This window comes from Limimaricola soesokkakensis (assembly GCF_900172345.1).
Classification (GTDB): domain Bacteria; phylum Pseudomonadota; class Alphaproteobacteria; order Rhodobacterales; family Rhodobacteraceae; genus Limimaricola; species Limimaricola soesokkakensis.
The window spans coordinates 1-25,003 of record NZ_FWFY01000022.1 but is presented as its reverse complement, the minus strand read 5'-3'; the positions used below and the strand labels follow the sequence as shown (position 1 = coordinate 25,003).

Sequence of the window (25,003 nt, the reverse complement as noted above, 5' to 3'; positions counted from 1 at the left end):
CGCCCGAGGGCGAGATGCCGGCATTGTCGCTCAGCGTGCTGGTGGTGACCATCTGCACGAAGCTGCGCCGGTAGCCGTCGGTGTTGGCGTTGGCGATGTTCTCCGAGATCCGGCCCACCGCCGTGGAGTTGGCCCGCAATCCGCTCACGCCGGTCTGCATCGCGTAGGAAATGCTCATCCTGCCTGTCCTTCCTTACTGTTGCCGCCGCGGACGCATCGGTCCGGGTCCGGTCGTTGCTCCGGCCGGGGCCGGGAATGGGCGGTGATGGTCATCAGCCATCCCCCGCGATGGTTTCGAGACGGCGCAGGGCTGCATCCGCACCCTGCATCCGATCCGTGGCGGATTTTTGACCGATCGGCAGCGACAGCGGCGCGACCGGCGCGAGCGAGCGAGCCACTGCCGCAAGCTCCGGGCTGGCCGCGAGATCGGGCAGCCGCTCCAGCAGTTCCGCCACCAATTCCGCATCGCCGGCGCGATGCGCCGCGAGCAGCAGGCGAATTGCCTCCGACGTGCCGAGCGCAGGGCCCAGATCGCGCCACAAGCTGGCATAGGCATCGCGCGCCGCCGCCCATTCGCCGCGCTCGAACAGCGCCGCCGCGCGAAGCCGCAGGTAGCCTTCCGAGGGGATCTCCATCCGCGTGGCGATCACCGCCGCCCCGTCGCCCTCGGCGCTCGAGAGCCGCGCGCGCAGCAGCGCCAGGCGATCACGCAGCTCCGGCACCGAGGCCGGGGCGGTCCCCAGCGCCAGCGCCGCCGCCTCGGTCTGGCCGCCGCGCAGCAGCGCCTCGGCCTGCGCCAGCCGCAGAGCGTCGAACCGGGCGGGCGGTACCTCCTCGAGCCCGAGGTCGCGCATCACCGCGAGCTGGTCGCGGATCGCGGCGTATTCGCGCGCCGCCGCGTCGGTGGCGCCGATCTCGTACAGCCTCTCGGCCAAGAGTTCCGCCTGCGCCGCGAAGCCCGGGCGGAACACCAGTTCGGGCGAAAGCCGCCGATGCGCCGCCACGAATTCGGCGATCGGCAGCTCGCCGGATGCGCCTTGCGCGTAGAGATCCTCGACCATCTCGTCGAGCCGGTCGCCGGAATTGCGGGCCGCGTCGCTCTGCGGGTGACGGCGCAGCACCTCGGTCAGCGCCGCAATCGCGGCTTCGGTGTCGCCCCTGCCATATTCGACCTCGGCCAGCCGCTCCAGCGTGGCCACCTCCAGCGCGTCGCCACGCCAGGAGCGCCAGCTCTGGCGCAGGAGCTGGGCCGCGTCCTCGGGCGCCAGCGTGTCGGTGGCGCGCCCCAGATCGATCAGCGCCAGCCGTGCCCGCTGCGCCCAGACATCGCTGCCACCGGCGGCCATCGCGTAGCTGTCGAAGGCCATGACCGGGTTGCCCCCGGCCTGCGCCGCGCGGCCCAGAAGGAACCTGTAGGCGCTGCCGCCGCGCAGCTCCGGATGGCTGTCGAAGCGCTGCGCCAGCGCGTGGGCGGCATCCCAAAGCCCGGCCTCGATCGCGGTCTCCAGCAATTCGGGCAGCAGCGCTGCGGCGAGGGCCGGCGGCAGCGCGCCGAGCACCTCCTCCGCCAGCGGCAGATCCTCGGCCGCGGCCGCCACGTCGCCCTCGCGTGCATGGGACAGCGCTCGCCATAGCGGCCGCTGCGACCAGTGATCCGCGGCCTCGATCTGCGACCGCGCGGGCAGAGGCGCCGGTGTGGCGGCGCCAGACACCCCCCAAGCAGCGAGCGCGATCCGGTCGCGCCGCGCCGCACGGGCCGGATCGAGGGCCGCATTGCCCTCATCATCGGGTAGGCCCGACAGGAAGGACAATGCCTCGGGTGCAAGCGCATGGCTCACCGAGAGCGCGGCGAGGTCGAGCAGCAGGTCGGCATGGGCTCCGGCGGTCTCCGCCTCGGCCAGCCCCGCGACCAGCGCGGCCCGGCGATCGACATAGTCGACAGAGCTTGCCCCCCGCGGCACCGGATCGGCCGCGGCGGCATGTCCCATCAGGGACAGCCCCAGACATATGCTCAGTAAACTTGGCAAATCCGCCACGACCCCATGAATTGATAGGCACTATCCTTGATCGAATTCCTGAACGGCGCAACAACAGTCCGAGTTACGGGGCGCAAGCACCGGGAATCGTGGGAATCGGGAGACAGGCCGGGATGGACAACAGCACCTATGTTTCGCTGTCCCTCGCGACGGCGATGCGCAACGCGCTCGACGTGACCGCCAACAACATCGCGAACGCCAACACCGCCGGTTTCAAGGGCGAGCGCGTGGTCTTCGACAGCTACATTCTGCGCGAGACCGGTACCGAAGAGACCCGCGAAACCGATTTCCTGATCGACCAGGGCTCTTACATGGACCCGAACCAGGGCGCGATGAGCCAGACCGGCAACCCGCTCGACCTGGCGCTGCAAGGAGATGGCTGGTTCGCCTACGAGACCGACGGTCGCACCGCCTATGGCCGCGACGGCCGCTTCGCGCTCGACCCGAACGGCGCGCTGGTGACGCTGTCGGGCGCCAAGGTGCTCGATCCGGGCGGTGCGCCGATCGCCCTGCCCCCCGATCTCGGCGGCGATGTCACGATTTCGCAGGACGGCACGATCTCTTCTCTGGCCAACGGCGTGATCGGCCGCGTCGGCCTGTTCGACCTGCCCGATCTGCAGGCCTATGAACGGATCGGGGCGGGCATGTTCGTGCCCCCCGAAGCCGGCGACACCGCCCGCCCCGCCACCGACGCCACCCGCGTCGTCCAGGGTGCGGTCGAGGCCAGCAACGTGCAGCCGGTGGTCGAGATGACCCGGCTGATGGCGATCCAGCAGGCCTATGAGCGCGCGCTCAAGCTGGTGAACAGCGAGGACGACCTGATGCGCGACATGCTGCGCCGCATCGGCAAGACGGCCTGACCCCCTTTTCACGGACCCGACACAGGAGCCCGACCATGAAAGCCCTCGGAATCGCCGCCACCGGCATGCTCGCGCAGCAGACCAATGTGGACGTCATCTCGAACAACATCGCCAACGCCAACACCACCGGCTTCAAGTCGAGCCGGGCGGCGTTCCAGGACCTGATCTACGAGACGGTCCGGCGCGAGGGCGCGCTCACCTCCGAGGCCGGCACGATGCGCCCGACGGGCATCGATATCGGCTTTGGCGTCGAGACCGCGGGCACGGTGCGGCTCAACACCCAGGGCGGGCTGATGGCGACCGAGAACCAGCTCGACCTCGCGATCGACGGGCGCGGCTTCTTCACGGTGAACCTGCCCGATGGCGGTCAGGCCTATACCCGCGACGGGGCGTTCCAGCTCTCGGCCGAAGGCCAGCTCGTCACCATGCAGGGCTACGAGCTCGATCCCGGCATCGTCGTGCCGGAGAACACCACACAGGTGGAGATCTCCGAGCAGGGCGTGGTCATGGCCTTCGTCGGCGAAGACCCGGTCCCGGTGGAGCTGGGCCAGATCACCATGGCGACCTTCACCAACGAGGCGGGGATGCGGCAACTCGGCGGCAACCTGCTGCAGGCGACCACCGCTTCGGGCGACGCGGTTCCCGCCAATCCGGGCGATGCCGGTCTGGGCATCCTGCGGCAGGGCTATCTCGAGAACTCGAACGTCAACATCATCCAGCAGATCACCGACCTGATCTCGGCGCAGCGGGCCTACGAGATGAACTCCAAGTCGCTGGAGACCGCCAACGAGATGATGACCGCCGCCAACCAGATCAAGTGATGCGCCGCGCCGCCCTTCTCCTCTTCGCGCTTGCGGCACCTCTGGCCGCCGCCGCCGCGCCCTTGCCGGTGCTGGTGGAGGAGCGCGCGCGCGACCATCTCGGGCCGCAGCTTCCCGAGCGGGCCGAGTTCGAGATCGGCTTTGCCGGCAGCCCGCCGAGCGAGGCGGCGCTGATCGCCGAGTTCTGGATGGACCCGGCCTCCGGGCGCTTCGTCGCCAATGCCATCGACGATGTCGGCGGGCTGCACCGGGTCAGCGGCCTCGCCTCGGTGATGATCCCGCTGCCGGTACCCAACCGCCGGTTGATGCCCGGCGACATCGTGTCCGCAGGCGATCTGACCGAGATGCGGCTGCCGCAGGCCCGGCTCGGCCCCTATGCAGTGATCGACCCCGATGGCGTGATCGGCATGCAGGTGCGCCGGATGCTGCCCGAGGGCCGCCCGGTGATGGTGCAGTCGGTGATGCAGCCGCTGGTGATCGAACGCGGCGACGAGGTCAGCATCAGCTTCACCGACGGCGCGCTGCGGCTCAAGGCGCCCGGCCGGGCGCTCTCGGACGCGCATCGCGGACAGGAAGTCCGTATCGTCAACACGTCAAGCAACACCACCCTCACCGGCATCGCCGCCGCCGAGGGCATCGTGGAGGTCTCCCGTTGAGCCGCACCCATCTGCGTCCCCTGCCCGTCCTGTTGCTGGGGGCGGCGCTCGTCTCCGGCTGCGGCGGGGTACGCGACCGCTTCGACCGCGATCCGCAGACCACTGCGATCGCCGTGAACCCGCTCACCGTGCCCGAGGCGGCCTCGGTTTCTGTGCCGATGCCACCCCCGGCGCCCCCGCGCGTCTACCAGCGCGCCGAGGCGGCCTCGCTGTGGGAGCGCGGCGGCTCGGGCGGCTTCTTCGCCGACCAGCGGGCGAGCCAGGTGGGCGACATCCTCACCGTCGACATCCGCATCGACGACCGCGCGCAGCTCCGGAACGCCGGGCAGCGCTCGCGCGACGGCCAGAGCACGATCGCCTTCCCGACGCTGTTCGGCTACGGCACCCAGATCGACAAGATCCTCCCGGGCGTCGGCCCCGAGGACCTGCCGCAGGGCGACATCGTCGATATCGGCTCGACCACCGACGTGTCGGGCTCGGGCTCGATCACCCGCAACGAATCGATCGAGCTGAAGGTGGCGGCGCTGGTGGTGCAGATGCTGCCCAACGGCAACCTCGTCATCGCCGGGCGGCAGGAGGTCAAGGTGAACCAGGAGCTGCGCGAGCTCCGGGTGGCGGGGATCATTCGGCCCGAGGACATCCAGATGGACAATACCATTCCTTACGAGAAGATCGCCGAGGCGCGCATCACCTATGGCGGGCGCGGCCAGCTGTCGCGCACCCAGGAGCGCGGCTATGGCGAGGATGCAATGGACATCATCTTGCCCTACTGAGGCGCAACCACCGCCACGATACCGGGCGACAAGGGACCGAACGCAACGCACGCGATGGTCCGATGAAATCCATGATCCTAATGATCTCCGTGCCGCTGGCCTGCCTCGTGGGCGGCTACGGCGCGGGGATGTTCCTCGTCCCCACCGAGACCCTCGTAGCCTCGGCCGAGCCGACGACGCTCACCGATGCCGCGCCCGGCCGCCCCGGCGATCACGAGGCGCTGGGCATCCCGCCCGCCCCCGTCGATCCGGAGGCGAGCGCCCATGCGGAGGAGACCTCAAAGGCCGATCATGCGGAGCCCGAGGCCGAGGCCAAGCCGCTCCTGGAGATCGGGCGGCTGACCGTGCCGGTGCTGAAGCCGCGCAGCATCACCTATGTGGTCGCCGACATCGCGCTGGCGATGCCCGAGGCGGCGCTGGTGGCAAAGGTCGAGGAGACCCCCGAGACCATGCTGAGGATGCGCGACGCGGTCTTGGCGTCCCTCACCGAGGCGGCCACGACGCCCGCCATGGCGGGGCCCGCGATCGACACCGAGGCGCTGTCGAAGCGCGTGCTGGCCGATCTCAAGGCGATCGGCATGCCGGTCGAAGAGGTGCTGTTCCCCAACATGTTCAAGCAGGACGTGGCGCGGCAGGACATCCCGCGCGCCGAAACCCTGCCTGCCACGGCTCAGGTCACGCATTGAGACCGCTCCCCGAACGGCCCTGAGGGTCGCTCGGGAAAACCCGATCCGAAGAATTACTGAACGCTGATCAGGCTGTCGGGAGAGATTTCCGCCCCGGTGTCGAGCTCGAGGATCGGCCAGCCATCGCGGAAGGCCACGCGCTCGACCTGGCCGCTGGCATAGGTGGTGTGAAACACCGACTCGTCCTCGGCATCGAGCGCGACGATCTCGACCTGGAAGGTGCCGGCAGGCACCGGCAGCCCATCCGGATCGCGCCCATCCCAGACCACCTCGTGCCGCACCCCGTTGCCGGCGGGCAAACCGTCGATCCGGCGCAGCTCGGTCCCGTCCTCGCCGAGGATGCGGGCGGAGACCTGCGTGGCCTCGCCGCTGAGCTGATAGGAGAACCGCGCCTCGCCGTCGCGCAGGGTGATCAGGTCGCTCGGCGCCAGAACCTCGCGCCCGAGCAGCATGATGTCGCTGCGGGTGCCGCTATCGCCGAGCTGGATCTCGATCCGCTCCAGCGTCTCGTTCGTGGTGATCGACTGCTCGACCTGCGTCAGCTGCGCGAGTTGCGACACGAAGGCAGTGGAATCCATCGGCTCCAGCGGGTCTTGGTTCGAAACCTGCGCGATCAGCAGCGTCAGGAAGCTCTGGTAGTCGGTGTTGAGCTTCTCGCGCGAGGTCGTGGCCTTCGAGGACGCGCTCGCGCTCGCGGCATTGATCGGGGACAGCGTTTCCATGGCGGGCTCCGGAAATTCAGGTCAACATGTCGAGGCGGCCTGCGCCGCCTCCGGAAGGCGTGGCGGGACCCGTGACGGGGTCGGTCTCGGCATCGTTCTCGATCGCCGGAACGGCCGTCGGGCGGCCATCGCCGCGATCTCCACCGTTCCCGCGATCGAAGGATTCAAAGCTGAGCTGGCTCTCGTCGAAACCGGCCCCCTCATTGCCCAACAACGCGACAAGACCTTCGCGGTCGCCGCGCAGTGCCTGCAGGACGCCCTGGTTCTCGGCGCGGATCACGACGCGAAGCTGGCCGTCCTCCTGAGTGAGGTCGATCTCGATCTCGCCGATCCCGCCGGGCGTCAGCGAGATTCGCGTCACGCCGTCGTTCAGGGTGGCATTCCGGATCTGGCTCGCGACGGCGCGCGAGAAGCCGCTCGCCAGCTGCGGTGCTGCCGGCGGCGGTGGAGCCTGAGGCTCCAGCGGGGCGCGCGACGTAACACCGGCATCCAGCGTTCTGGGGGCCGACTGCGCCGCCTCAACGGTCACCGGTTCGCGAAGTGTCGGCTCGGCCGCTTCCGGCCCGATCCCCGACTGCTGCGCCAGGGCCTCGCCGAGCAGGGCCGCGAAGCCCCGCCGCGTCAGTGTTGCGGCCTCGACGGTCACCATGGGTTCGGCATCGCGCCCTGCCACTTCGGTGGCGTCTGAGGCCGCCGCGACCTGGTCGCCCTGCGCTGCCAAGCGCAGGCCGGGAATGCCGCGCGCCGGGGCGGGCCCGGTCGCCAAAACCGCCTGCCGAGAAGGTGCGGCGGGCATGGTCGGCTGCCCATTGGCGAGGGGCGCAATAGCTGCCGCCTGAGCTGACTGTATCGCGGCTTGGCCAGCCTGCGCGGGCAGTTGCTCCCCGGGGAGCGTCATCTGCCCCATGCTTGCTGTCTGGGTCGATGGCATGGCGATTTGCCCGCCCGGCGTGGCTCCGATCCGCATTTGTAGCGGCATCGCGGTTTCCGCGCCTGCCGAAGCAGTTAGCGGTCCCATTCGCGTATCGTCGGCCAAGGTCGCATTGGAGGGGCGTAGGGAGACGTGACCCGCTTCGCCGAGCGGCGATACCGGTTCTGGTGTGGATGGACCTGGCGCGGCGGACCGGCCTGACGCCTGTGCCGCGGCAGCGCCCGTGACCCGGCTCCACCCATCGGCTCCGGACGTGGCGGCCGGGACGGCCGACCATGCGGGCAAAGTCGCTGCGAGATCACCCATGGGTTTGCCGGACAACTCAGACAGGATACCAGCCAGCCCGGCGATCGTTTCGTCGGGGGCAGCGGTCATATCTTCGGCGCCCGGGAGATCGTTGAGGCGTGCCGAGATGTCGGTGCCATGCGCCGCGTCGAAATCCGCGAGCAGGTCGCGCAGCGCTGCATCCGTCTCGGAGAGGCTGGCCGCGCGTGCGACGGGGTCCTCGCCCGCCTCGTCAAGCGATGCCGTCCCCTTCTCCATCAGCTTCGCCGCCGCCTCGAACAACCGCTCATATGGCTGCGCCGGAGGCGGTGCGGCCGGACGCGATGGCGCGCCCGTGTCGCGGCTCGACGCGAGCATCGCCTCGAAGGCGGCGGGATCGCCCGCCGTGCCACCTCGCATCGCCGCGCCATGCGCCGTCCCCGAAGAGGCTGCGTTCTGCGTCAGGGGGGTTGGGAACATGGCCATAGAGGTCGTCAGCTATCGCCCGCGGCTTGATCCTGCGCCGCCGTCGTGCGGCCCAGCACGGCGCCGATGCGGGTGCCGATCGCGCGCAGCCAGTCATCATGGCTGCGGGCGCCATGCGCGAAACCGATCAGGTCCGGCACCGCCAGTTCGATGGCGGGCGCGCTGAAGCTCGCATCAAGCGCGCCGAGATAGTCGCGCAACCGCGGGCTGGCCAGGAAGAGCGGCCCGCCGAGCAACATGTCGGGCTCCGAACCCCGCACCGCGCCACCGGTCCAGAAGCTGGCCAGCACCGCCGCGAGCCCGGCCCGGAACGGCGCCGCCACGAGGCCGAGGCGCTGCATCCGCGGGCTGGCCGCGAAGGCGTCATAGGCCTGCGCCAGCAGGTAGAGCGCGTCGGTCTCCTGCTCGACCGGGAACACGCCGCGCTGCACCGCGTCGACCAGCAGCTCGCCGACCAGCCGGCCAGCGAGCTGCGAGCGCGCGGCATCGCCCGCGCCCGGCCGCAGCGCGGCCCGATCAAGGATCACCACCAGCGCGCCGTAGGGCGCGACGAGCTCCAGCTCTTCCTCGATGACGTCGCCGAGCGCGAGCGCCGGCATCAGCTCGGCCTGCTCGGACATCACCTGCCCGCCAAGCCCGTCGCCCCGCTGCAGGGCCACGCGCCGCATCGGCAGCATCGCATCGAGAATGAGGCCGAAACGGGCCTCGGTGTCACTGTCGCCCGCGCAGGCGATATCGCCCCGCCAGATGGCTTCGAGAAGGTCACTGCTCTGCATCGATCCGCCCTGTTGTCCAGGTCTGGTAATTGCCCCGCCAAACGCCGCTTTGCGGTTCGTTCGACGCTTTTGTCACCCCGACGCGGGCCTGTCCGCGCTGCCTTTCGGGGCATGTTCAGATTGATAGCAAATTGAGGCCGAATTGGGGCACCCATTTCGTTACTGCCCCCTGAGCGCCATGATCGTGATCTTTATGCCGCAGCCATGTGGCGCGGAGGACTCGCGCTCAGCGGGGCCGGCCCACGGCGGCGATGCCGGGCTCCGGGTATTCGAGCAGCAGCCCGATCCGCCTGTTTTGCGGGGCTTCGGGCCGATCCGCATAGAGCGGGATCGTGTCGGCGAGACCGGTGACCCGGCTGATCCGCTCGGCCGGAAAGCCGCTGTCGATGAGCGCCCGGCGCGTGGCGTTGGCGCGGTCGGAGGACAACTCCCAGTTGCCATAGCCATCCTGACGCGCAAAGGGCAGCGAATCCGTGTGGCCGGTGATCGCCAGCGGCTGGGGCATGTCGCCGATCGTCTCGCTCACAATCTCGATCAGGGCCTGTGTCTGCGGCACGATCCGGGCCGACCCGGTGGCGAACATCGGGCGCTCCTCCTCGTCGAGAATCTGCACGAGCAACCCCTCGGGCGTCCGGTCGAGCCGCAGATTGTCGCCGATATCCGACAACGCCGGTGTCGCCGCGATCCGCTCTGCGATCTCGGCCTCGATGGCGTCGAGCTCCGCGTCGCGGCGCTCCACCCGTTCCTGCATCTCGGCGGCGGCCTGCGCCATCTGCCGCGTCTCGATCTCTTCTGCGCTGGGCGGCGCGGCCTCGGCGGGCAGGTATTCGACCACCACCTCCGGCGCCTTGTCGCGCAGCCGGCTGTCGAACACCTCGAGCGGGCTTTCTGTGCCGAAATCCGGCATCTCCGGCGCATCGTTCGGCGGCACCCCGTCCGAGGCCGCCACGTCGCCCGCCATCTCGACGATCTGGCCGCTCAAAAGCCCCGCCGCGCCGCCGTCATTGACCGCCGACAGCGATGGCGTGAAATATTCCGCCAGCCCTTCCAGCGTCTCTTCTTCGCTGGCGGCCAGAATCCACAGCAGCAGGAAGAACGCCATCATCGCCGTCATGAAGTCGGCATAGGCCACCTTCCAGCCACCGCCATGGTGGTCATGATGGCCGTCGTCCTCGACTTTCTTGATGATGATGGTCTGACCGGCGGCCATGCGCTGTTCTCCTGCCCGCGGCCCGTGGCACGCGTTGCGATGACGCGGCGCCAGTGGCGCGCCGCGTGGCTATTCCTGATATGGGGAAACGATGGGGCCGACGTCGCTCAGCCGACGGACTCGCCGCTCTGGCGTTGCGCGTCGCGGCTGTAACGGCCAAAGCCGACCTTGCGGGCGTAATTCGCCTTGCGCTCGGAATAGCTCGGCGCGACCAGCGGCATCTCCTCGGGCAGGCCGAAGGCGGCGCGGTACTCGGCCTCGGTCATGCCATGCTCGGCGCCGAGATGCCGCTTGAGCATCTTGAACCCCTTACCGCAGCACAGGCAGAACACCTTGTCCTGGGTCACCGCCCGCGACACCGGGATGGCCGGGGTCAAGGTGCCGGACCCTGCGGGCGAGGCTTCGTGCCGGCCGCCATCGCCATTGGCATCCTCATCGAGGCCCAGCTCATGGCTCAGCTTCGCAACGAGGGCCACGATATCGTCCGATCCCACATCCGGCCGCGCCGCATAGGAGGCCACAATGGCGCTCAGAAGCTCGGTTTTCGAATTCGATCTGGTCATTTCCACCCTCTCTTTCAGGGAGCGCGCGCCGCTCGGCTCTGCCCGACAGTGGTCGCAGGTCGGTCCGCCGAAATGCAGCAAGTCGAATTCTTCGACGGGTCTTTCTCTATCCTTGCACGTGCCTCAAGAATAATCAACGACTCCCTCCATTCTTGGCGGTATGTCGCCGACACCGATAGTTCGGCGCCGCCATCGGGTATTCGGGCGGCAAACCCCAGCGCGAGCGGTACTCCTCGGGGGTCAAGTGCAGGATTTCGCGCAGGTGCCGGCGCAAGAGCACCAGCTTGCGCCCGGTTTCGAGACAGATGATGTAATCGGGTGTCACGCTGGCCTCGATCGGCACAGCGGGGCTTCGCTCGCCGCGCTCAGGCGCGGGACTCACCGCGCCGCCTCGGATACGCCGGCCAGAGCCGCCAGCCCGGCCCGCGCCGGTTGTAGAGCACCCGCCACCTCCTCCGAGACCGAGAAGGGGCTCCAACTCACCATCAGCGAACCGCCGACCAGCACCATGCCGGCCAGCACCAGCGCCGCGCGCAGCGGCCGGCCAAGACTCCAGCCCTCCTCGACCTGCACCATCGGCGCCTCGGGGGGCGCGGCCAGAGCCGGCAGCAGCGGCCGCACGAAGATCCCGCCCGCGGTGATCGACACCTGCGCGTTGTGCGTCTGGCGGCGGAACCGGGCGGCCCAGGCCTCGGGGAACTGCTCTTGCGGCATGTCGATCACCAAGGGTGCTCCGGGCTGCCAGTCCGCCAGCGCCCCGCGCGGCAGCACGAAGCAGCCGAAATCGACGCTGTGGCCGACATTGCCCACGGTCACCGGCATCTCGTTGCCCTGCGCCGCCTCCGGCTCGAGCGTCAGCCGCACCCGCGCGCCCTGCCCGTGCAGATGCGCCGAAACCAGTGCGCATTCGCGCCGCGCCGGATCGTCGGCGGCCTCGAACCCCTCGGGGAACAGCCGCGGCTCGGGCTCGGGCTGCGGCGCACGCCGGGCGCTGCGACGCTCGCTCACCTGCGGCAGGTCGCTCTCGATTTCCTCGGCGAAACGGCGCGCGTCGCGTCCGATCACCGCCTCGGGGTCGAGCCCCTCCTCGCGCGCGAAACGGTAGTTGATCGCGTAATCCTGCGCGCTCTCGCTCAGCCCATCGGTCGATGCGGCGAGCGCCAGAAGCTGCTGCTCCTCCGAAAACCGCACCCGCCGCGTGGCAAATCCCTCGACCGGCGGCACCACGGCCAGCGTCTCCGCCGCCTCGCCGAGGCTTTCACGCAGAACTTCGAGCACGCGCCCCGCTTCGTCGCGGTGATGCACCATCAATTCGCAGCGCCCCGCGCCGTCGAGCCGCACCATCAGCTGCATGCCTTCGGGCCAGTCGCGCATCACGCCGCGAAGGCTGTCCTCTTCGAGGAAATAGGCAAGTGTCTCGACGCTGCTCATTTCAAACACCACTGCGGCAATCTTGGGAACTATCCTTGTTTATGCTTGAATTGGTGTCAATTATCCTTATCCGATTTAAGCGGAAACACGCGATGCTGTGTCGCGGGCGCAAGGTTTCGGAGAGCTGCGATGACCCTAATCCTCGGACTTGGCATGGTTTTCGGACTGGTCTTCGGCGGATTCATGCTTTCGGGCGGCAAGATGGACATCGTGCTCTACGCCCTTCCCTACGAGGGCATGATGATCGGCGGCGCGGCGCTCGGCGCCTTCGTGATCGCCAACTCGATGACCGTCATCAAGAGCTCGTTCAGCGGCCTGATCAAGGTACTCAAGGGGCCGAAATGGAAGGCCTCCGACTACGAGGCGCTCCTGAACCTGATGTACGAGCTGGCGCGGCTCTACAAGCAGAAGGGCATCCTCGCGCTCGACGAGCATATCGAGACCCCAAAGGACAGCCCGATCTTCCAGCGCTACCCGAATATCCTCAAGGACCACTTCGCGACCGAGCTGATCACCGACAGCTTCCGGATGCTGGCGATGCAGTTCGACGACAAGTACCAGACCGAGGACGTCATCAACCGCAAGATCAAGAAGCACCACCACGAGGCTCTGGGCGCGGCCGGCGCGATCCAGACCATGGCCGACGGCCTGCCCGCGATCGGCATCGTCGCCGCCGTTCTGGGCGTGATCAAGACCATGTCCTCGATCGACCAGCCGCCCGAGGTGCTGGGCAAGATGATCGGCGGCGCGCTCGTGGGCACCTTTCTCGGCGTGTTCCTCGCCTATTGCATGGTGCAGCCTGTCTCCAACCGGCTGAAGCAGATCGAGGACGAGGACGGCGCTTTCTACATGATCATCCGCGACATCTTCGTCGCCATGGTCGCCAACCACCCGCCGAACATCTGCGTCGAGATCGGCCGCGGCAACATCCCCACCTCCAAGCAGCCCGACTTCTACCGCGTCGAGGCCGCGCAGAAGGAGCTCCCGGCGGCATGATCCGGCTGGCTCTCATCGCCGCCCTGCTGGCCGGTCCCGCCATCGCGGCAGGATCGGCCGAGCCGGAAGAAGAGACCCCGGCCGATGCCGCCACGGGCCTTGTGCCAACCCCCTACCCCTTGGAGCCGCCCGAGCAGGTCAACGCCTTTCCGCCCGAGATTCTGGCGCGGATGCGCGAGGCGCTGGTGGCGCTGGAGGCCGCGCGCGGTGGCCAGTAGGCGCGACCGGGCGCTGGGGCTGATCGAGCGGCTGCACCGGGTCGAGATCGAGGCCCGCGCGGTGGAGCTCGGCGCCCTGCGCGACCGGATGGCCGAGCTGGAACGCCAGAGCGCCGAAACGGCCCAGGCGCTGGCCCGCGACGGTCGCATCACCAGCATCGAGACCGCCCCCTATGTCGGGGACTACATCCGCGACGCCCGCGCGCAGATCGGCGCGCTCGACCGGGCGCGCGCGGCGCTGGAGCCGCAGGCCGAGGCGCTTGAGGCGGCGATGCGCGAGGGATTTCGCGAGATGAAGACGGTCGCCACGGTGGCCGCCCGCGCGAAGCTGCGCGCCGCCCGGGACCGCGCCGCACGCGAGGCCGCGGAGACCGACGAGATGGTGCTGCTGCGCTGGGGCCGCGAGAGCTGAACCCTACGGCTCCTGTTGAGCCTGCCGCGGCGCATGTCTATATGCCCCTCGCGCCACCCGCACGTGGCCCGACACGCGAGGGAGCCCCGAGATGTTGCGTACCCCCTACTACCTGATCGACAAGCAGGCGCTGCTGCCGAACCTCGAGAAGATCGCCCGCCTGCGCGAACTGTCGGGGGCCAAGTCGCTGCTGGCGCTGAAATGTTTCGCCTCGTGGTCGGTCTTCGACCTGATGAGCGAATACATGGACGGCACCACTTCCTCGTCGCCCTTCGAGGTGAAGCTGGGACGCACGCATTTTCCGGGCGAGACCCATGCCTATTCGGTGGCCTGGGACGAGGCCGACATTCCGGACGTGCTCGCCAATTCCGACAAGATCATCTTCAACACGATCGGGCAGCTGGAGCGGTTCGGCGCGGCGGCCCGCGATCACGTGCGCGGCCTGCGGGTGAACCCCGGCATCAGCTCGTCGAGCTTCGACATCGCCGACCCGGCCCGCCCCTTCTCGCGGCTGGGCGAGCACGACCCCGAGCGGATCGAGGCCGTCTGCGACCGGGTCTCGGGCTTCATGTTCCACAACAACTGTGAGAACGCCGATTTCGACCGCTTCGACGGGATGCTCGGCCATATCGAGGAGCGCTTCGGTCACCTCATCGGCCGCATGGAGTGGATCAGCCTCGGCGGCGGCATTCACTTCACCGGCGAGGGCTACCCGCTGGAAAAGCTGGCCGAGCGGCTCAAGCGGTTCTCCGAAACCCACGGCGTGCAAGTCTATCTGGAGCCCGGCGAGGCGGCGATCACCAACTCCACCACGCTGGAGTTGACGGTGCTCGACACGCTCGACAACGGCAAGAACCTCGCCATCGTCGACAGCTCGATCGAGGCGCATATGCTCGACCTGCTGATCTACCGCGAGAGCGCAAAGGTCGCCCCGAACACCGGCGCGCACGAGTGGATGGTCTGCGGCAACTCCTGCCTGGCAGGCGATATCTTCGGTGAATTCCGCTTCGAGGAGCCGCTCAAGCCCGGCGACCGCGTCTCGATCCGCGATGCGGCGGGTTACACGATGGTCAAGAAGAACTGGTTCAACGGCGTGCGCATGCCCGCCATCGCGGTGCGCGAACTCGACGGCACGGTTAGGTCCGTGCGCGAATTCGGCTATGGTGACTTCGAAGCCGCCCTGTCCTGAGGCGCGGCATAACACGAAAGGAGGCTCGAGGGTCTTGAAGAAGAACGTCCTCATCATCGGCGCCGGTGGCGTCGCCCAGGTCGTGGCGCATAAATGCGCGCAGAACGCCGACCTGCTCGGAGACATCCACATCGCCTCGCGCACGAAGGCGAAATGCGAGGCGATCCTCGCCAGCGTCCGTGAAAAGGGGGCTCACAAGACCGACGGCGCCCTCGCGGCCCATGCCGTGGACGCGACCGACAGCAAGGCGGTGGCCGCGCTGATCGAGCAGACCGGCGCACAGATCGTCATCAACGTCGCCTCGGCCTTCGTGAACATGCATGTGCTCGAGGCCTGCATCGAGACCGGCGTCGCCTATATCGACACCGCGATCCACGAAGAGCCCGACAAGATCTGCGAGACGCCGCCTTGGTACGGCAATTACGAGTGGAAGCGGAAGGAGCGCTGCGCCGAGAAGGGCGTCACCGCGATCCTCGGCGCAGGCTTCGATCCGGGCGTAGTCAACGCCTATGCCCGTTTCGCCATCGACGAGTACATGGACGAGGTGAAGTCCATCGACATCGTCGACATCAACGCCGGCTCCCACGGCAAGTACTTCGCGACCAATTTCGACCCGGAGATCAACTTCCGCGAGTTCACCGGCACGGTCTATTCCTGGCAGGACGGGGCGTGGCAGGAGAACGAGATGTTCGAAGTGGGCCGCGACTGGGACCTGCCCGTCGTCGGCACCCAGCGCGCCTACATGTCGGGCCATGACGAGGTGCATTCGCTCGCGACCAACTACCCCCATGCCGATGTGCGGTTCTGGATGGGGTTCGGCGAGCATTACATCAACGTCTTCACCGTGTTGAAGAACATCGGCCTCCTGTCCGAGCAGCCGGTGAAGCTGGCCGAGGGGCAGGAAGTCGTGCCGCTCAAGGTGGTGAAGGCCTGCCTGCCCGATCCGTCGAGCCTCGCGCCCGACTACACCGGCAAGACCTGCATCGGCGATCTGGTGAAGGGCACAAAGGGTGGCGAAGAGGTCGAGGTCTTCGTCTACAACGTGGCCGACCACAAGGAGGCCTACGAGGAAGTGGGCAGCCAAGGCATCTCCTACACTGCGGGCGTGCCGCCCGTCGCCGCCGCGATGCTGATCGCCACCGGCGAGTGGGACGCGCGCGAGATGCGCAATGTCGAGGAAATGGACCCCAAGCCGTTCCTCAAGGTTCTGGGCCAGATCGGTCTCGGCACCTGGGTGCGCAAGGATGGCACGGACGAGAAGCTCTACTGACCGGTCCGGGCGGCGCTAGCGCCGCCCGCCCGCAAGCTGCGCCGCTTCCGGCAGGCGGCGCAGCCACAGCATCGCGGCCGTCCCGATCACCGGCCCCGGCACCAGTACCAGGAATGCCCAGCGCCAGCCGCCCATGGCCCCGGCCACCCATGGCATGATCTGGATCGCCAGCACCGTCAGCGCGAAGCCGATCCCGAGTTGCAGCGTCACGGCGGTGCCGACGAAGCGCGGCTCGGCCAGCTCGGTCACGGCGGCCGAGAACTGGGCGCTGTCGGCCACGATCGTCACCCCCCAGACCAGCGCCACCAGCGCCAGGAGCCAGCCCGGCCCGTCGAAGGCGAAGCCGATCACAAGCGCAGAGGCCCCCGAGAGCCCCATGATCAGCGCCGTGGTTGCACAGCGGCCGATCCGGTCCGACAGCGCCCCTGCGAGCACGCAGCCCAAGCCCCCCGACGCCACCACAAGGAAGGTGAGCATCGACGCGGAACCTGTTGGAAACGGCAATAATTCCGTCTCTGCCGCCGTGGCGAAGGCGAGGAACCACGCCCACATGGCATAGAGCTCCCACATGTGGCCGAAATAGCCGAGATTGGCGAGCATCACGCCGCGGTTGCGCAAAGCAGCGAGGCTCTGGCGCGGATCGAAGGTGGCGCGGCCGAAGCCATGCGGCCCCTCGGCCAGCCCCAGCCCGAACAGCGCGGCGGCAAGGCCGGTGGCCGCCGTCGTGCCGATCACAACGGCGCGCCAGTCGAGCCCTTCGGTCAATGCGCGCAGCAGATGCGGCATCGAGGAGCCGAGCGTCAGCGCCCCGATCAGGAATCCGAGCGCCAGCCCGCGCCCGCGCATGAACCACGTGGCCATCAGCTTGATCGCCGGCGGATAGACCCCCGCCAGCGCCGCCCCGGTGAGCGCGCGCGCCGCGATCGCCGCCCCGGCCCCCGGCTCCAGAAGCAGCACCGCATTGGCGAGCGCCGCGACCAGTGCCGAGATCGCCATCAGCCGCGGCAACGCCACGATGTCGGGCAGGTTGACGAGGCTCGCCCCCACCGCGCCTGCCACGAAGCCTAGTTGCACCGCGTTGGTGAGCCACGCCTGAGCGCCGGGGCCGATCCCCCAATCGCGCACCAGATCCGGCAGGATCGCCGTCGCCGAGAACCAGCTCGTCATCGCGCAGACCACGCCGGCACAGATCAGCGCCAACGCGCGCCAGCGCCCCGGTGCCTGATCGGCGGTCACGCGATCCCCCGGAAATTGCCTCGGCATCCGCCCCTGCCGAACGAAATGGCCGCTTTCATTCCGTAGCTGCCGCGGCTTTCGTGTCGTTTCGTCATGCCGTCCCTCGTCATTGCCCCGACACTCCCCCGGCGCGGTGCGCGTGTCGAGAGGGGGGCTGGACCCCAAGGCCCGGTTTGGGCATTCGGCCAGCGACCCATTCGAGGAAAGGACGCCCCATGCCCAAGATGATCCACTCCATGATCCGCGTTCGCGACGAGGCCCGCTCGCTGGCCTTCTACGAGATGTTCGGCCTCGAGATTACCGAGCGGCTCGATTTCGAGAGCTTCTCGTTGATCTACCTCAGCAACCCCGAAAGCGGCTTCGAGCTGGAGTTGACCGTGAACAAGGGCGACAAGACCTACGATCTCGGCAACGGTTACGGTCACCTCGCCTTCCTCGAGGACGATCTGGAAGCGCTGCACATTCGGCTCGCCGAGGCTGGCCATCAGCCGCGCGACATCAAGGATTTCGCGCCCGATGGCGAGACCGTCGCGCGGTTCTTCTTCGTGGCAGACCCCGATGGCTACGAGATCGAGGTGCTGGCCCGCAAGGGTCGCTTCGCGAACCAGTGACCCCGGCCCCGGGGCGGCCCCTGCGCCGCCCCGGCACCACGCGCCGCTGACGCAAAGTCATTCGACGCATCGGACCTGCGTCACTAGACGACCGGTCTAATCATGCCCATCTGCCGGGCATGAACGATACGCGACAGCACATCCTCGCCACCGGACGCGCCCTTGTGGCGCAGCGTGGCTATACCGGCGTCGGGCTCTCCGAGCTTCTGCGCGAGGCAGGCGTACCCAAGGGCAGCTTCTACCACTTCTTCAAGTCGAAAGAGGCCTTCGGCTGCGCCCTGCTCGACAGCTTCGTCGAGGGCTATGCCGAGGAGCTGTCGGCAACCCTCGGCTCGCCGGACATGGATGCCCGGGCGCGGCTCATGGCCTATTTCGAGGGCTGGCGCGCGCGCCAGTCGGGCGAGGCCTATGAGGCGCGCTGCCTCGTGGTGAAGCTCTCGGCCGAGGTGGCCGAGCTGTCGCCCGGCATGCGGGATGTGCTGGATCGTGGCGTTTCGGCCATTATTGCCCGTCTCGCGGCGGTGATCCGCGAGGGGGCCGATGACGGCTCGCTGCCCGCGCACTCCGATCCGCAGATGCTCGCCACCACGCTCTATCAGATCTGGCTCGGCGCGAGCCTGATGGGCGCGCTGTCGCGCGACACCATCCCCTATGACGGCGCCATGACCGCCACGGCGGCGCTTCTCGACAACAAAGGACACGCTTGATGCCCCAATCCCCCGATACCAACCGCCGCTGGGTTCTCGCCGAACGCCCCAAGGGCGAGCCGAACGAGAACACGCTGCGGCTCGAGACCGCCCCGGTGCCCGAGCCGAAACAGGGCGAGGTGCTGCTGGCGACCGAGTTCCTGTCGCTGGACCCCTACATGCGCGGCCGGATGAGCGACGCGCCCTCTTACGCGGCTCCGGTGGAAATCGGCCAGCCGATGGTCGGCGGCACGGTGGCGCGGGTGGCCAAGTCCAACAACCCGAACTTCGCCGAGGGCGACCGGGTGGTGAGTTTCTCCGGCTGGCAGGACTACGCCGTCTCGGATGGCACCGGCCTCAACAAGCTGCCAGCAGAGATGGCCAACCCCTCTTGGGCGCTGGGCGTGCTGGGCATGCCGGGCTTCACCGCCTGGGCGGGGTTGCGCGAGATCGGCAAGCCGAAGCCGGGCGAGACGCTTGTTGTTGGCGGCGCGACCGGGCCCGTCGGATCGACCGTCGGCCAGATCGCCAAGCTGCAGGGCCTTCGTGCCGTGGGCATCGCGGGCGGACCCGAAAAGTGCCGCCACGCGGTCGAGACATTGGGCTTCGACGCCTGCGTCGACTACAAGGCCGAGAGCTTTGCCCAGGACCTCGCGCGCGAGACGCCGGACGGCATCGACGTCTATTGGGAAAACGTCGGCGGCGCAGTGTTCGACGCGGTTCTGCCGCGGCTCAACACCGCCGCGCGCATCCCGCTTTGCGGCCTGATCTCGCAATACAACGCCACCGCGCTGCCCGAGGGCCCGGACCGGATGAACTGGCTCATGGGGCAGATGCTGCGCAAGCGGATCACCATGCGTGGCTTCATCATCTTCGACGATTTCGGCCATCTCTACCCCGAGTTCGCCAAGGAAATGGGCCAGTGGGTCGCGGATGGGAAGATCGCCTACCGCGAGGAGATGATCGAGGGTCTGGAACAGGCGCCGCAGGCTTTCGTTGGGCTGCTGCGTGGCGAAGCCTTCGGCAAGCGCGTGATCCGCGTCGCCTGAACAGGCACCGCGCCCGGAATTCAAAGGAAAGACCCCATGACCAAGATCCTGATGATCCTCACTTCGCATGACCGCCTCGGCGATACCGGCGAAAAGACCGGCTTCTGGCTCGAAGAGTTCGCGGCCCCCTACTATGTCTTCAAGGACGCGGGTGCCGAGATCACGCTGGCCTCGCCGCAGGGCGGCCAGCCGCCGCTCGACCCCAAGAGCGACACGGAGGATTTCCAGACCGACGCGACCCGCCGGTTCAAAGAGGACGCGGAGGCGCAGGAGCTGCTCGCCAACACCGAGCGGCTCGACGAGATCTATCCCACGCAATACGACGCCGTGTTCTATCCCGGCGGCCATGGTCCGATGTGGGATCTCGCCGAGAACGCCGACAGCCGCCGCATCATCGAGACCTTCGTGAACGGCGACCGCCCGCTCGGCGCCGTCTGCCACGCCCCGGCCGTGTTCCGGCATACCCAGACCGAAGCCGGAGAGCCGCTGGTAAAGGGCCGCCGCGTCACCGGCTTCACCAATGGCGAGGAAGAGGGCGTGGGCCTGACCGACGTCGTGCCCTTCCTGCTCGAAGACATGCTCAAGGAAAAGGGCGCGGAGTACTCCAAGGGCGAGGATTGGGCCCCCTACGTGCTGGTCGATGGCAAGCTCGTCACCGGCCAGAACCCGGCGTCTTCGGAAGAGGCCGCGAAGAAGCTGCTGGCACTGATCGAGGCCTGATCCCCGGCCAGTCTCGAACGAAGGCCCGTCCGCTGAATGCGGGCGGGCCTTTTCGCATCACCAGCGGTGATGCACATGCGGCCGGATGCGCGTCTCGTAGATCTCGCGCACCCCTGCCATTAGATCCTCGGGCAGCACCGGCAACCCGCTGGCGGCGGCGTTGGAGTTGGCCTGCTCGGGCGTCTTGGCGCCGGGGATCACCACCGTCACCGCCTCCTGCATCAGGATCCAGCGCAGCGCCACCTGCGCCATCACCGCCTCGGCCGGAAGCAGCAGCCGCAGCGCCTCGACCGCCTCCAGCGCCACATCATAGGGCACGCCCGCAAAGGTCTCGCCCCTGTCGAAGGCCGCGCCGTCGCGGTTGAAATGGCGATGATCGTCGGGTGCGAAATCCGTATCGGGCAGCATCTTGCCCGTCAGCAGTCCCGAGGCCAGCGGCACCCGCGCGATCACCGCCTTGTGGCGCCTCCTTGCCTCCGGCAGGAACAGCTCAGCCGGGCGCTGGCGGAACATGTTGTAGATGATCTGAACCGAATCGACGTTGTCGTACTCGATCGCCTTCAGCCCCTCCTCGACCTTCTCGACCGAGACGCCGTAGCGGCGGATCTTGCCGCGCGACACCAAATCGTCGAGCGCCCCGAACACTTCGGGCCTGTAATAGACCTCCGTGGGCGGACAATGCAGTTGCACGAGGTCGAGCGTGTCGGTGCCGAGATTTTTCAGGCTGCGATCGACGAAGCCCTCCATCGCCTGCGCCGTGTAGCCTTCGGCCAGATGCGGATCGAGCCTGCGGCCGAGCTTGGTCGCCACGAAGGGCCTCTCGCCGCCCCGCGCGGCGATCACTTCGCCGATGATCCGCTCGGACCGGCCGTCGCCATAGACATCCGCCGTGTCGATGAAGTCGACGCCCGCATCGAGCGCCGCGTGCAGCGCCGCTTTGGCGTCGGCCTCGCTCACCTCGCCCCATGTGCCGCCGATCGCCCATGCGCCGAAGCCGATCTCGCTCACCGGGATGCCGGTACGTCCGAAAACCCTGCTCGCCATGCTCATCTTGTCGTCTCCCCTTATGGCGGCGCGGCCGCGCTTGTCTCGATACTAGACCGCCACGACGCAGCGCCCAGCCCGCTCGGCGCTTGCCTCGCGCGCATCTTCGCCTAGAAGGGCTGCGATCCACACGGAGACCAGCCATGCCCCTGACCACGACCCGCCGGGCCTTTGCCGCGGCCCTCGCCCTCCTCGCCACGCTCCCCGCCGCGGCCCAGGACGTGCCGACGCTCTACTTCTCGGCCATCCCCGACAATGACGAGACCAAGCTTCAGGAGCGGTTCGGCAAGGTCGCCGACTATCTCGAGGCCACGCTCGGCGTGCCGGTCGAATACGTCCCGGTCAAGGACTACGCCGCCTCCGTCACCGCCTTTCGCAACGACCAGATCCAGCTCGCCTGGTTCGGCGGCCTGTCGGGCGTGCAGGCACGGCGGCTGGTGCCCGGCAGCCATGCCATCGCGCAGGGCGCCGAGGATCAGAGCTTCGTCACCTATTTCATCGCCAACACCGGCACCCCGCTGACCGAACCCGAAGATGGCAGCTTTCCCGAAGGCCTCGAGGGGCTGAGCTTCACCTTCGGCTCGCAGGGCTCGACCTCGGGACGCCTGATGCCCGAATTCCACCTGCGCCGGATCACCGGCGAGGACCCGCGCGACTTCTTCTCCGATGTCGGCTTCTCGGGCGATCACGGCCAGACGCTGCGGCTGGTGGCCTCCGGCGCTTATGACGTCGGCGCGCTGAACTACACCGTCTACGAGCAGGCGGTCACGGAGGGCGCCCCCGAGGTGGAGACCGCCAAGGTGATCTGGCGCACCCCGCCCTATCCCGACTACAACTGGACCATTCGCGGCGACGTGGACGAGCGCTGGGGCGACGGTTTCGCCGAGCGCGTGCAGGAGGCGATCATCGCCATCGACGATCCCGCGCTCCTCGACAGCTTCCCCAGAACCGGCTTCATCGCCGCCGAGGACGCGCTTTACGACGCGATCGAGGACACCGCCCAGCAGCTCGACCTGATCGACTGATGACCGCCGCGCCGCTCCTGCGCTTCGAGGGCGAGACGCTCTCATGGGACGGGGCGGCCGTGCTCGAGGGGCTGAACCTGTCGCTGGCGCGCGGCGAGCGGCTTGTGCTCCTCGGGCGCTCGGGCTCCGGCAAGAGCACCCTGCTGAACGCGATCCGCCTCAAGCTCGAGGCGGCGCGCCCGGCGCCCCGCCTCGCCCTGGTGCCGCAGGACCCCGGGCTGGTGCCGCAGCTCTCGGTGTTTCACAACGTCTGGATGGGCGGGCTCGACGATCACTCGGCCGCCTACGGGCTGCGGGTGCTGCTGCATCCCCCTGCCCGCGAGCGCGCCCGTGTCGCCCCCTTCGTGGAACGGGTCGGCCTCGCGGGGCTCGAACGGCGCCGCGTCGCGGCGCTGTCGGGCGGGCAGCGGCAGCGCACCGCGCTGGCCCGCGCGCTGATGCGCGGCGGTGACGCGCTGATCGCCGACGAGCCGGTCTCGGCGGTCGATCCGCGCCAGTCCGGCGACCTGCTCGACGCGCTCGCGCAGCGCTTCCCGACCATGGTGCTGGCGCTGCACGACCCCGAGCGTGCGCTCGCCATCGGCACCCGGATCATCGGCATCCGCGGCGGCCATGTCACGCTCGACCGGCCGACGCGCGACCTTACCCCGTCCGAGCTCCATGCGCTTTACGCGGCCTGAACCGAAACCGAACCGTCGATTGCGGGCCGGCCAGGTGCTGGCAGGTTTCGGCATCGCGACGCTGATCGCCCTGATCTTTGCCGATCTCGATCTCGCCCGGCCCGACCCGTGGCTGACGCTGCGCCGGATCGGCGCCGGTCTCGCCGCGCCCGATTTCGGCAACCCCGCCGCGCTGGCCTACGCGGCGGCCCTTACCGTCGCCTTCGCGGTCTGCGGCGTCTTCGCCGGGGCGTTGGCCGGCTTCGTTCTCTGCCTCGGCTACGGCTTCGCGCCGCTGCGGGGATTCTGCATCTTGATCCGCTCGGTGCACGAGCTGTTCTGGGCGCTCCTGCTGCTGGGCATCACCGGTCTCGGTCCGCTCACCGGCGTGCTGGCCATCGCCCTGCCCTATGCCGGCATCTTCGCCAAGGTCTTTGCCGAATATCTCGCCGAGGCCGATCCCGCCGCCACCCGCGCGCTGCCGCGCCGCACGCCGCCGCTGTCGCGGCTGCTATGGAGCCGGCTGCCGCTGGCGCTGTCAGAGCTTGGCGCCTACACGCTCTACCGGCTCGAATGCGGGCTGCGCTCCTCGGCGGTGCTCGGCTTCGTGGGCCTGCCGACGCTGGGCTACCTGCTCGAAACCGATTTCCGGCAGGCGCAGTACGGCGCGGCGGCGGCGGCGCTCGCCGTCTACCTCGCGCTGATCCTGCCGATCCGCTACTGGATGCGGCTGCGGCTGGCGCCGCTCTGGCTCGTCGCGGGCGCATGGCTTCTGGCGCGCCACCCGGCGCCACCGATGGGCGATGGTGCGCTCCTGCGCTTTCTCTCCGATGCTGTGCCAGCCCCGCTCCGCATGGGCGATTGGGCGAGCCTCTGGCCTTGGCTGTCCCGGTTGCTGGGCGAACAGGCGCTGCCTGGGGTGGCCGCCACGCTGGTCCTGTCGCAACTGGCGCTGGCTCTGGCCGCGGCGGTGGCCGTGGCGGGCTTCCCGCTGATCGTGCGCCGTGTGGCCGGGCGAGCCGGTGCGCTGCTGGGACACCTGTCGCTGGTGCTGTCGCGGTCGATCCCCGACTACATGCTGGCCTTCCTGATCTTGCAGGTGACCGGCCCTTCGATGATCCCCGCGATCCTCGCGCTTGGCCTGCACAACGGCGCGATCATCGCGCATCTGATGGGGCGGCAGGGTGATGCCCTCACCGCGCGCCTCAGGCCCGATGCACCGCGCGGGCTGCGGCTGGCCGCTTGGGAGCTGCTGCCGCGCATGTCGGGCAACTTCTTCGCGCTATGCCTTTATCGCTGGGAGATCATCGTCCGGGACAGCGCCATCCTGGGCCTTCTGGGGATCGCGACGCTCGGCTTCTACGTCGATGCGGCCGTGCAGGAGTTGCGCACCGATCGCGCGGTGATGCTCCTCGTGGTCTCGGCGCTGCTGACGCTCGGGATCGACGCGTTCTCTGGCTGGATCAGGTCGCGGATGCGGCTCTCTGCGCCGGGCATGCGCCGGGCCGAGCCGGAGACCGCGGAGGCTGCCTGAGCCCTTGCGGCTTTTGTCCTTGGCGGCGGGATCGGGGCTGGCGGCGGGGTTTGCGTATTTGTGGAACAAAGTGGCCGGCGGGTGGGCCCGGCGCGGTGAAGGCGCGCGCCGGGCCCCTTGGTCGGGGTGCGGGGGCTCA

Annotated in this window: 28 protein-coding genes; 17 read left to right on the top strand and 11 right to left on the bottom strand. The window is 68.6% G+C overall.

All coding sequences use genetic code 11. From position 1 onward, the window contains the following. A partial coding sequence (locus LOS8367_RS18110) for a flagellar basal body protein (RefSeq protein WP_370737709.1) occupies window positions 1-160 on the bottom strand: 160 nt, incomplete at its 3' end. A gap of 112 nt (window positions 161-272) precedes the next feature. Next, window positions 273-1,988, bottom strand: a complete 1,716-nt coding sequence (locus tag LOS8367_RS18105) for a hypothetical protein (protein ID WP_085897947.1) — start codon at window positions 1,986-1,988, stop codon at window positions 273-275. Between the two features lie 161 nt (window positions 1,989-2,149). Here LOS8367_RS18105 and flgF point away from each other — a divergent pair, with 161 nt between their 5' ends. From flgF to LOS8367_RS18080, 5 genes are all read left to right on the top strand, one after another. Then, the gene (gene flgF / locus LOS8367_RS18100; RefSeq protein ID WP_085897946.1) at window positions 2,150-2,896 is read left to right on the top strand and encodes a flagellar basal-body rod protein FlgF; all 747 of its coding nucleotides are present in this window, start codon (window positions 2,150-2,152) and stop codon (window positions 2,894-2,896) included. 35 nt (window positions 2,897-2,931) lie between these two features. Next, window positions 2,932-3,717 carry a flagellar basal-body rod protein FlgG gene (gene flgG / locus LOS8367_RS18095; protein ID WP_085897945.1) on the top strand — a complete coding sequence of 262 codons (786 nt, stop codon included), beginning with the start codon at window positions 2,932-2,934 and terminating at the stop codon, window positions 3,715-3,717. Next, window positions 3,717-4,373: a flagellar basal body P-ring formation chaperone FlgA gene (gene flgA / locus LOS8367_RS18090; protein WP_085897944.1), complete on the top strand. Its 657-nt coding sequence runs from the start codon at window positions 3,717-3,719 to the stop codon at window positions 4,371-4,373. Before flgG ends, flgA begins: the two co-directional genes overlap by 1 nt. Beyond that, window positions 4,370-5,146, top strand: a complete 777-nt coding sequence (gene flgH / locus LOS8367_RS18085; RefSeq protein WP_085897943.1) for a flagellar basal body L-ring protein FlgH — start codon at window positions 4,370-4,372, stop codon at window positions 5,144-5,146. Before flgA ends, flgH begins: the two co-directional genes overlap by 4 nt. A 71-nt stretch (window positions 5,147-5,217) precedes the next feature. Continuing rightward, entirely contained in the window at window positions 5,218-5,832 is a 615-nt protein-coding gene (locus LOS8367_RS18080; RefSeq protein WP_133056378.1) for a hypothetical protein, read from the top strand. 53 nt (window positions 5,833-5,885) lie between these two features. Here the strand turns inward: LOS8367_RS18080 and LOS8367_RS18075 are convergent, their stop codons facing one another. From LOS8367_RS18075 to LOS8367_RS19345, 7 genes are all read right to left on the bottom strand, one after another. Continuing rightward, a complete protein-coding gene (locus LOS8367_RS18075; RefSeq protein WP_085897941.1) occupies window positions 5,886-6,554 on the bottom strand; it encodes a flagellar hook assembly protein FlgD in 669 nt (222 codons plus the stop codon). A 16-nt stretch (window positions 6,555-6,570) separates the two neighbouring features. Beyond that, complete coding sequence (locus tag LOS8367_RS18070; protein WP_085897940.1) at window positions 6,571-8,235, bottom strand: flagellar hook-length control protein FliK; 1,665 nt, start codon at window positions 8,233-8,235, stop codon at window positions 6,571-6,573. A gap of 8 nt (window positions 8,236-8,243) precedes the next feature. After that, entirely contained in the window at window positions 8,244-9,011 is a 768-nt protein-coding gene (locus tag LOS8367_RS18915; RefSeq protein ID WP_085897939.1) for a hypothetical protein, read from the bottom strand. Window positions 9,012-9,237: 226 nt separating this feature from the next. Then, on the bottom strand, window positions 9,238-10,221 hold the full coding sequence (locus LOS8367_RS18060; protein ID WP_085897938.1) for a flagellar motor protein MotB: 984 nt from the start codon (window positions 10,219-10,221) through the stop codon (window positions 9,238-9,240). 107 nt (window positions 10,222-10,328) lie between these two features. Then, window positions 10,329-10,784, bottom strand: coding sequence for a Ros/MucR family transcriptional regulator (locus LOS8367_RS18055; RefSeq protein ID WP_085897937.1), 456 nt, complete (start codon window positions 10,782-10,784; stop codon window positions 10,329-10,331). 133 nt (window positions 10,785-10,917) lie between these two features. Further along, on the bottom strand, window positions 10,918-11,166 hold the full coding sequence (locus LOS8367_RS19350; RefSeq protein ID WP_370737710.1) for a MucR family transcriptional regulator: 249 nt from the start codon (window positions 11,164-11,166) through the stop codon (window positions 10,918-10,920). Then, window positions 11,163-12,215, bottom strand: a complete 1,053-nt coding sequence (locus LOS8367_RS19345) for a hypothetical protein (RefSeq protein ID WP_106535141.1) — start codon at window positions 12,213-12,215, stop codon at window positions 11,163-11,165. Before LOS8367_RS19345 ends, LOS8367_RS19350 begins: the two co-directional genes overlap by 4 nt. A 129-nt stretch (window positions 12,216-12,344) precedes the next feature. Between LOS8367_RS19345 and motA the strand changes: the two genes are divergently transcribed. From motA to LOS8367_RS18025, 5 genes are all read left to right on the top strand, one after another. Further along, complete coding sequence (gene motA, locus LOS8367_RS18045) at window positions 12,345-13,211, top strand: flagellar motor stator protein MotA (protein WP_085897936.1); 867 nt, start codon at window positions 12,345-12,347, stop codon at window positions 13,209-13,211. Beyond that, window positions 13,208-13,429 (top strand): hypothetical protein, encoded by a 222-nt coding sequence (locus LOS8367_RS18040; RefSeq protein WP_085897935.1) that lies wholly within the window; start codon window positions 13,208-13,210, stop codon window positions 13,427-13,429. The genes motA and LOS8367_RS18040 overlap by 4 nt, the downstream gene beginning before the upstream one ends. Further along, window positions 13,419-13,841 carry a hypothetical protein gene (locus LOS8367_RS18035; RefSeq protein ID WP_085897934.1) on the top strand — a complete coding sequence of 141 codons (423 nt, stop codon included), beginning with the start codon at window positions 13,419-13,421 and terminating at the stop codon, window positions 13,839-13,841. Before LOS8367_RS18040 ends, LOS8367_RS18035 begins: the two co-directional genes overlap by 11 nt. A 91-nt stretch (window positions 13,842-13,932) precedes the next feature. Continuing rightward, window positions 13,933-15,030: a carboxynorspermidine decarboxylase gene (locus tag LOS8367_RS18030; protein WP_207569295.1), complete on the top strand. Its 1,098-nt coding sequence runs from the start codon at window positions 13,933-13,935 to the stop codon at window positions 15,028-15,030. Window positions 15,031-15,064: 34 nt separating this feature from the next. Beyond that, entirely contained in the window at window positions 15,065-16,300 is a 1,236-nt protein-coding gene (locus tag LOS8367_RS18025) for a saccharopine dehydrogenase family protein (RefSeq protein ID WP_085897933.1), read from the top strand. Window positions 16,301-16,315: 15 nt separating this feature from the next. On the opposite strand, the gene LOS8367_RS18020 is transcribed toward LOS8367_RS18025, so the two are convergent. Then, window positions 16,316-17,536, bottom strand: coding sequence for an MFS transporter (locus tag LOS8367_RS18020; RefSeq protein WP_242665648.1), 1,221 nt, complete (start codon window positions 17,534-17,536; stop codon window positions 16,316-16,318). A 215-nt stretch (window positions 17,537-17,751) separates the two neighbouring features. Here LOS8367_RS18020 and LOS8367_RS18015 point away from each other — a divergent pair, with 215 nt between their 5' ends. The 4 genes from LOS8367_RS18015 to LOS8367_RS18000 all read left to right on the top strand — a co-directional run bounded on the left by LOS8367_RS18015 (window position 17,752) and on the right by LOS8367_RS18000 (window position 20,602). Continuing rightward, window positions 17,752-18,147 (top strand): VOC family protein, encoded by a 396-nt coding sequence (locus tag LOS8367_RS18015; protein ID WP_085897931.1) that lies wholly within the window; start codon window positions 17,752-17,754, stop codon window positions 18,145-18,147. A 119-nt stretch (window positions 18,148-18,266) separates the two neighbouring features. Beyond that, on the top strand, window positions 18,267-18,854 hold the full coding sequence (locus LOS8367_RS18010; protein ID WP_085897930.1) for a TetR/AcrR family transcriptional regulator: 588 nt from the start codon (window positions 18,267-18,269) through the stop codon (window positions 18,852-18,854). Then, a complete protein-coding gene (curA, locus tag LOS8367_RS18005; RefSeq protein ID WP_085897929.1) occupies window positions 18,854-19,882 on the top strand; it encodes an NADPH-dependent curcumin/dihydrocurcumin reductase in 1,029 nt (342 codons plus the stop codon). The genes LOS8367_RS18010 and curA overlap by 1 nt, the downstream gene beginning before the upstream one ends. A gap of 36 nt (window positions 19,883-19,918) precedes the next feature. Further along, window positions 19,919-20,602: a type 1 glutamine amidotransferase domain-containing protein gene (locus LOS8367_RS18000; RefSeq protein WP_085897928.1), complete on the top strand. Its 684-nt coding sequence runs from the start codon at window positions 19,919-19,921 to the stop codon at window positions 20,600-20,602. A 57-nt stretch (window positions 20,603-20,659) separates the two neighbouring features. On the opposite strand, the gene LOS8367_RS17995 is transcribed toward LOS8367_RS18000, so the two are convergent. Further along, the gene (locus LOS8367_RS17995; protein WP_106535142.1) at window positions 20,660-21,652 is read right to left on the bottom strand and encodes an aldo/keto reductase; all 993 of its coding nucleotides are present in this window, start codon (window positions 21,650-21,652) and stop codon (window positions 20,660-20,662) included. A 137-nt stretch (window positions 21,653-21,789) separates the two neighbouring features. Here LOS8367_RS17995 and LOS8367_RS17990 point away from each other — a divergent pair, with 137 nt between their 5' ends. The 3 genes from LOS8367_RS17990 to LOS8367_RS17980 are packed head-to-tail and all read left to right on the top strand — an operon-like array spanning window position 21,790 to window position 24,864. Continuing rightward, window positions 21,790-22,671: a putative selenate ABC transporter substrate-binding protein gene (locus LOS8367_RS17990; RefSeq protein ID WP_085897926.1), complete on the top strand. Its 882-nt coding sequence runs from the start codon at window positions 21,790-21,792 to the stop codon at window positions 22,669-22,671. Beyond that, the gene (locus LOS8367_RS17985) at window positions 22,671-23,351 is read left to right on the top strand and encodes an ATP-binding cassette domain-containing protein (protein ID WP_085897925.1); all 681 of its coding nucleotides are present in this window, start codon (window positions 22,671-22,673) and stop codon (window positions 23,349-23,351) included. Before LOS8367_RS17990 ends, LOS8367_RS17985 begins: the two co-directional genes overlap by 1 nt. 19 nt (window positions 23,352-23,370) lie before the next feature. Continuing rightward, entirely contained in the window at window positions 23,371-24,864 is a 1,494-nt protein-coding gene (locus tag LOS8367_RS17980; protein WP_242665647.1) for a PhnE/PtxC family ABC transporter permease, read from the top strand. The last annotated feature ends 139 nt before the right edge of the window (window positions 24,865-25,003 follow it).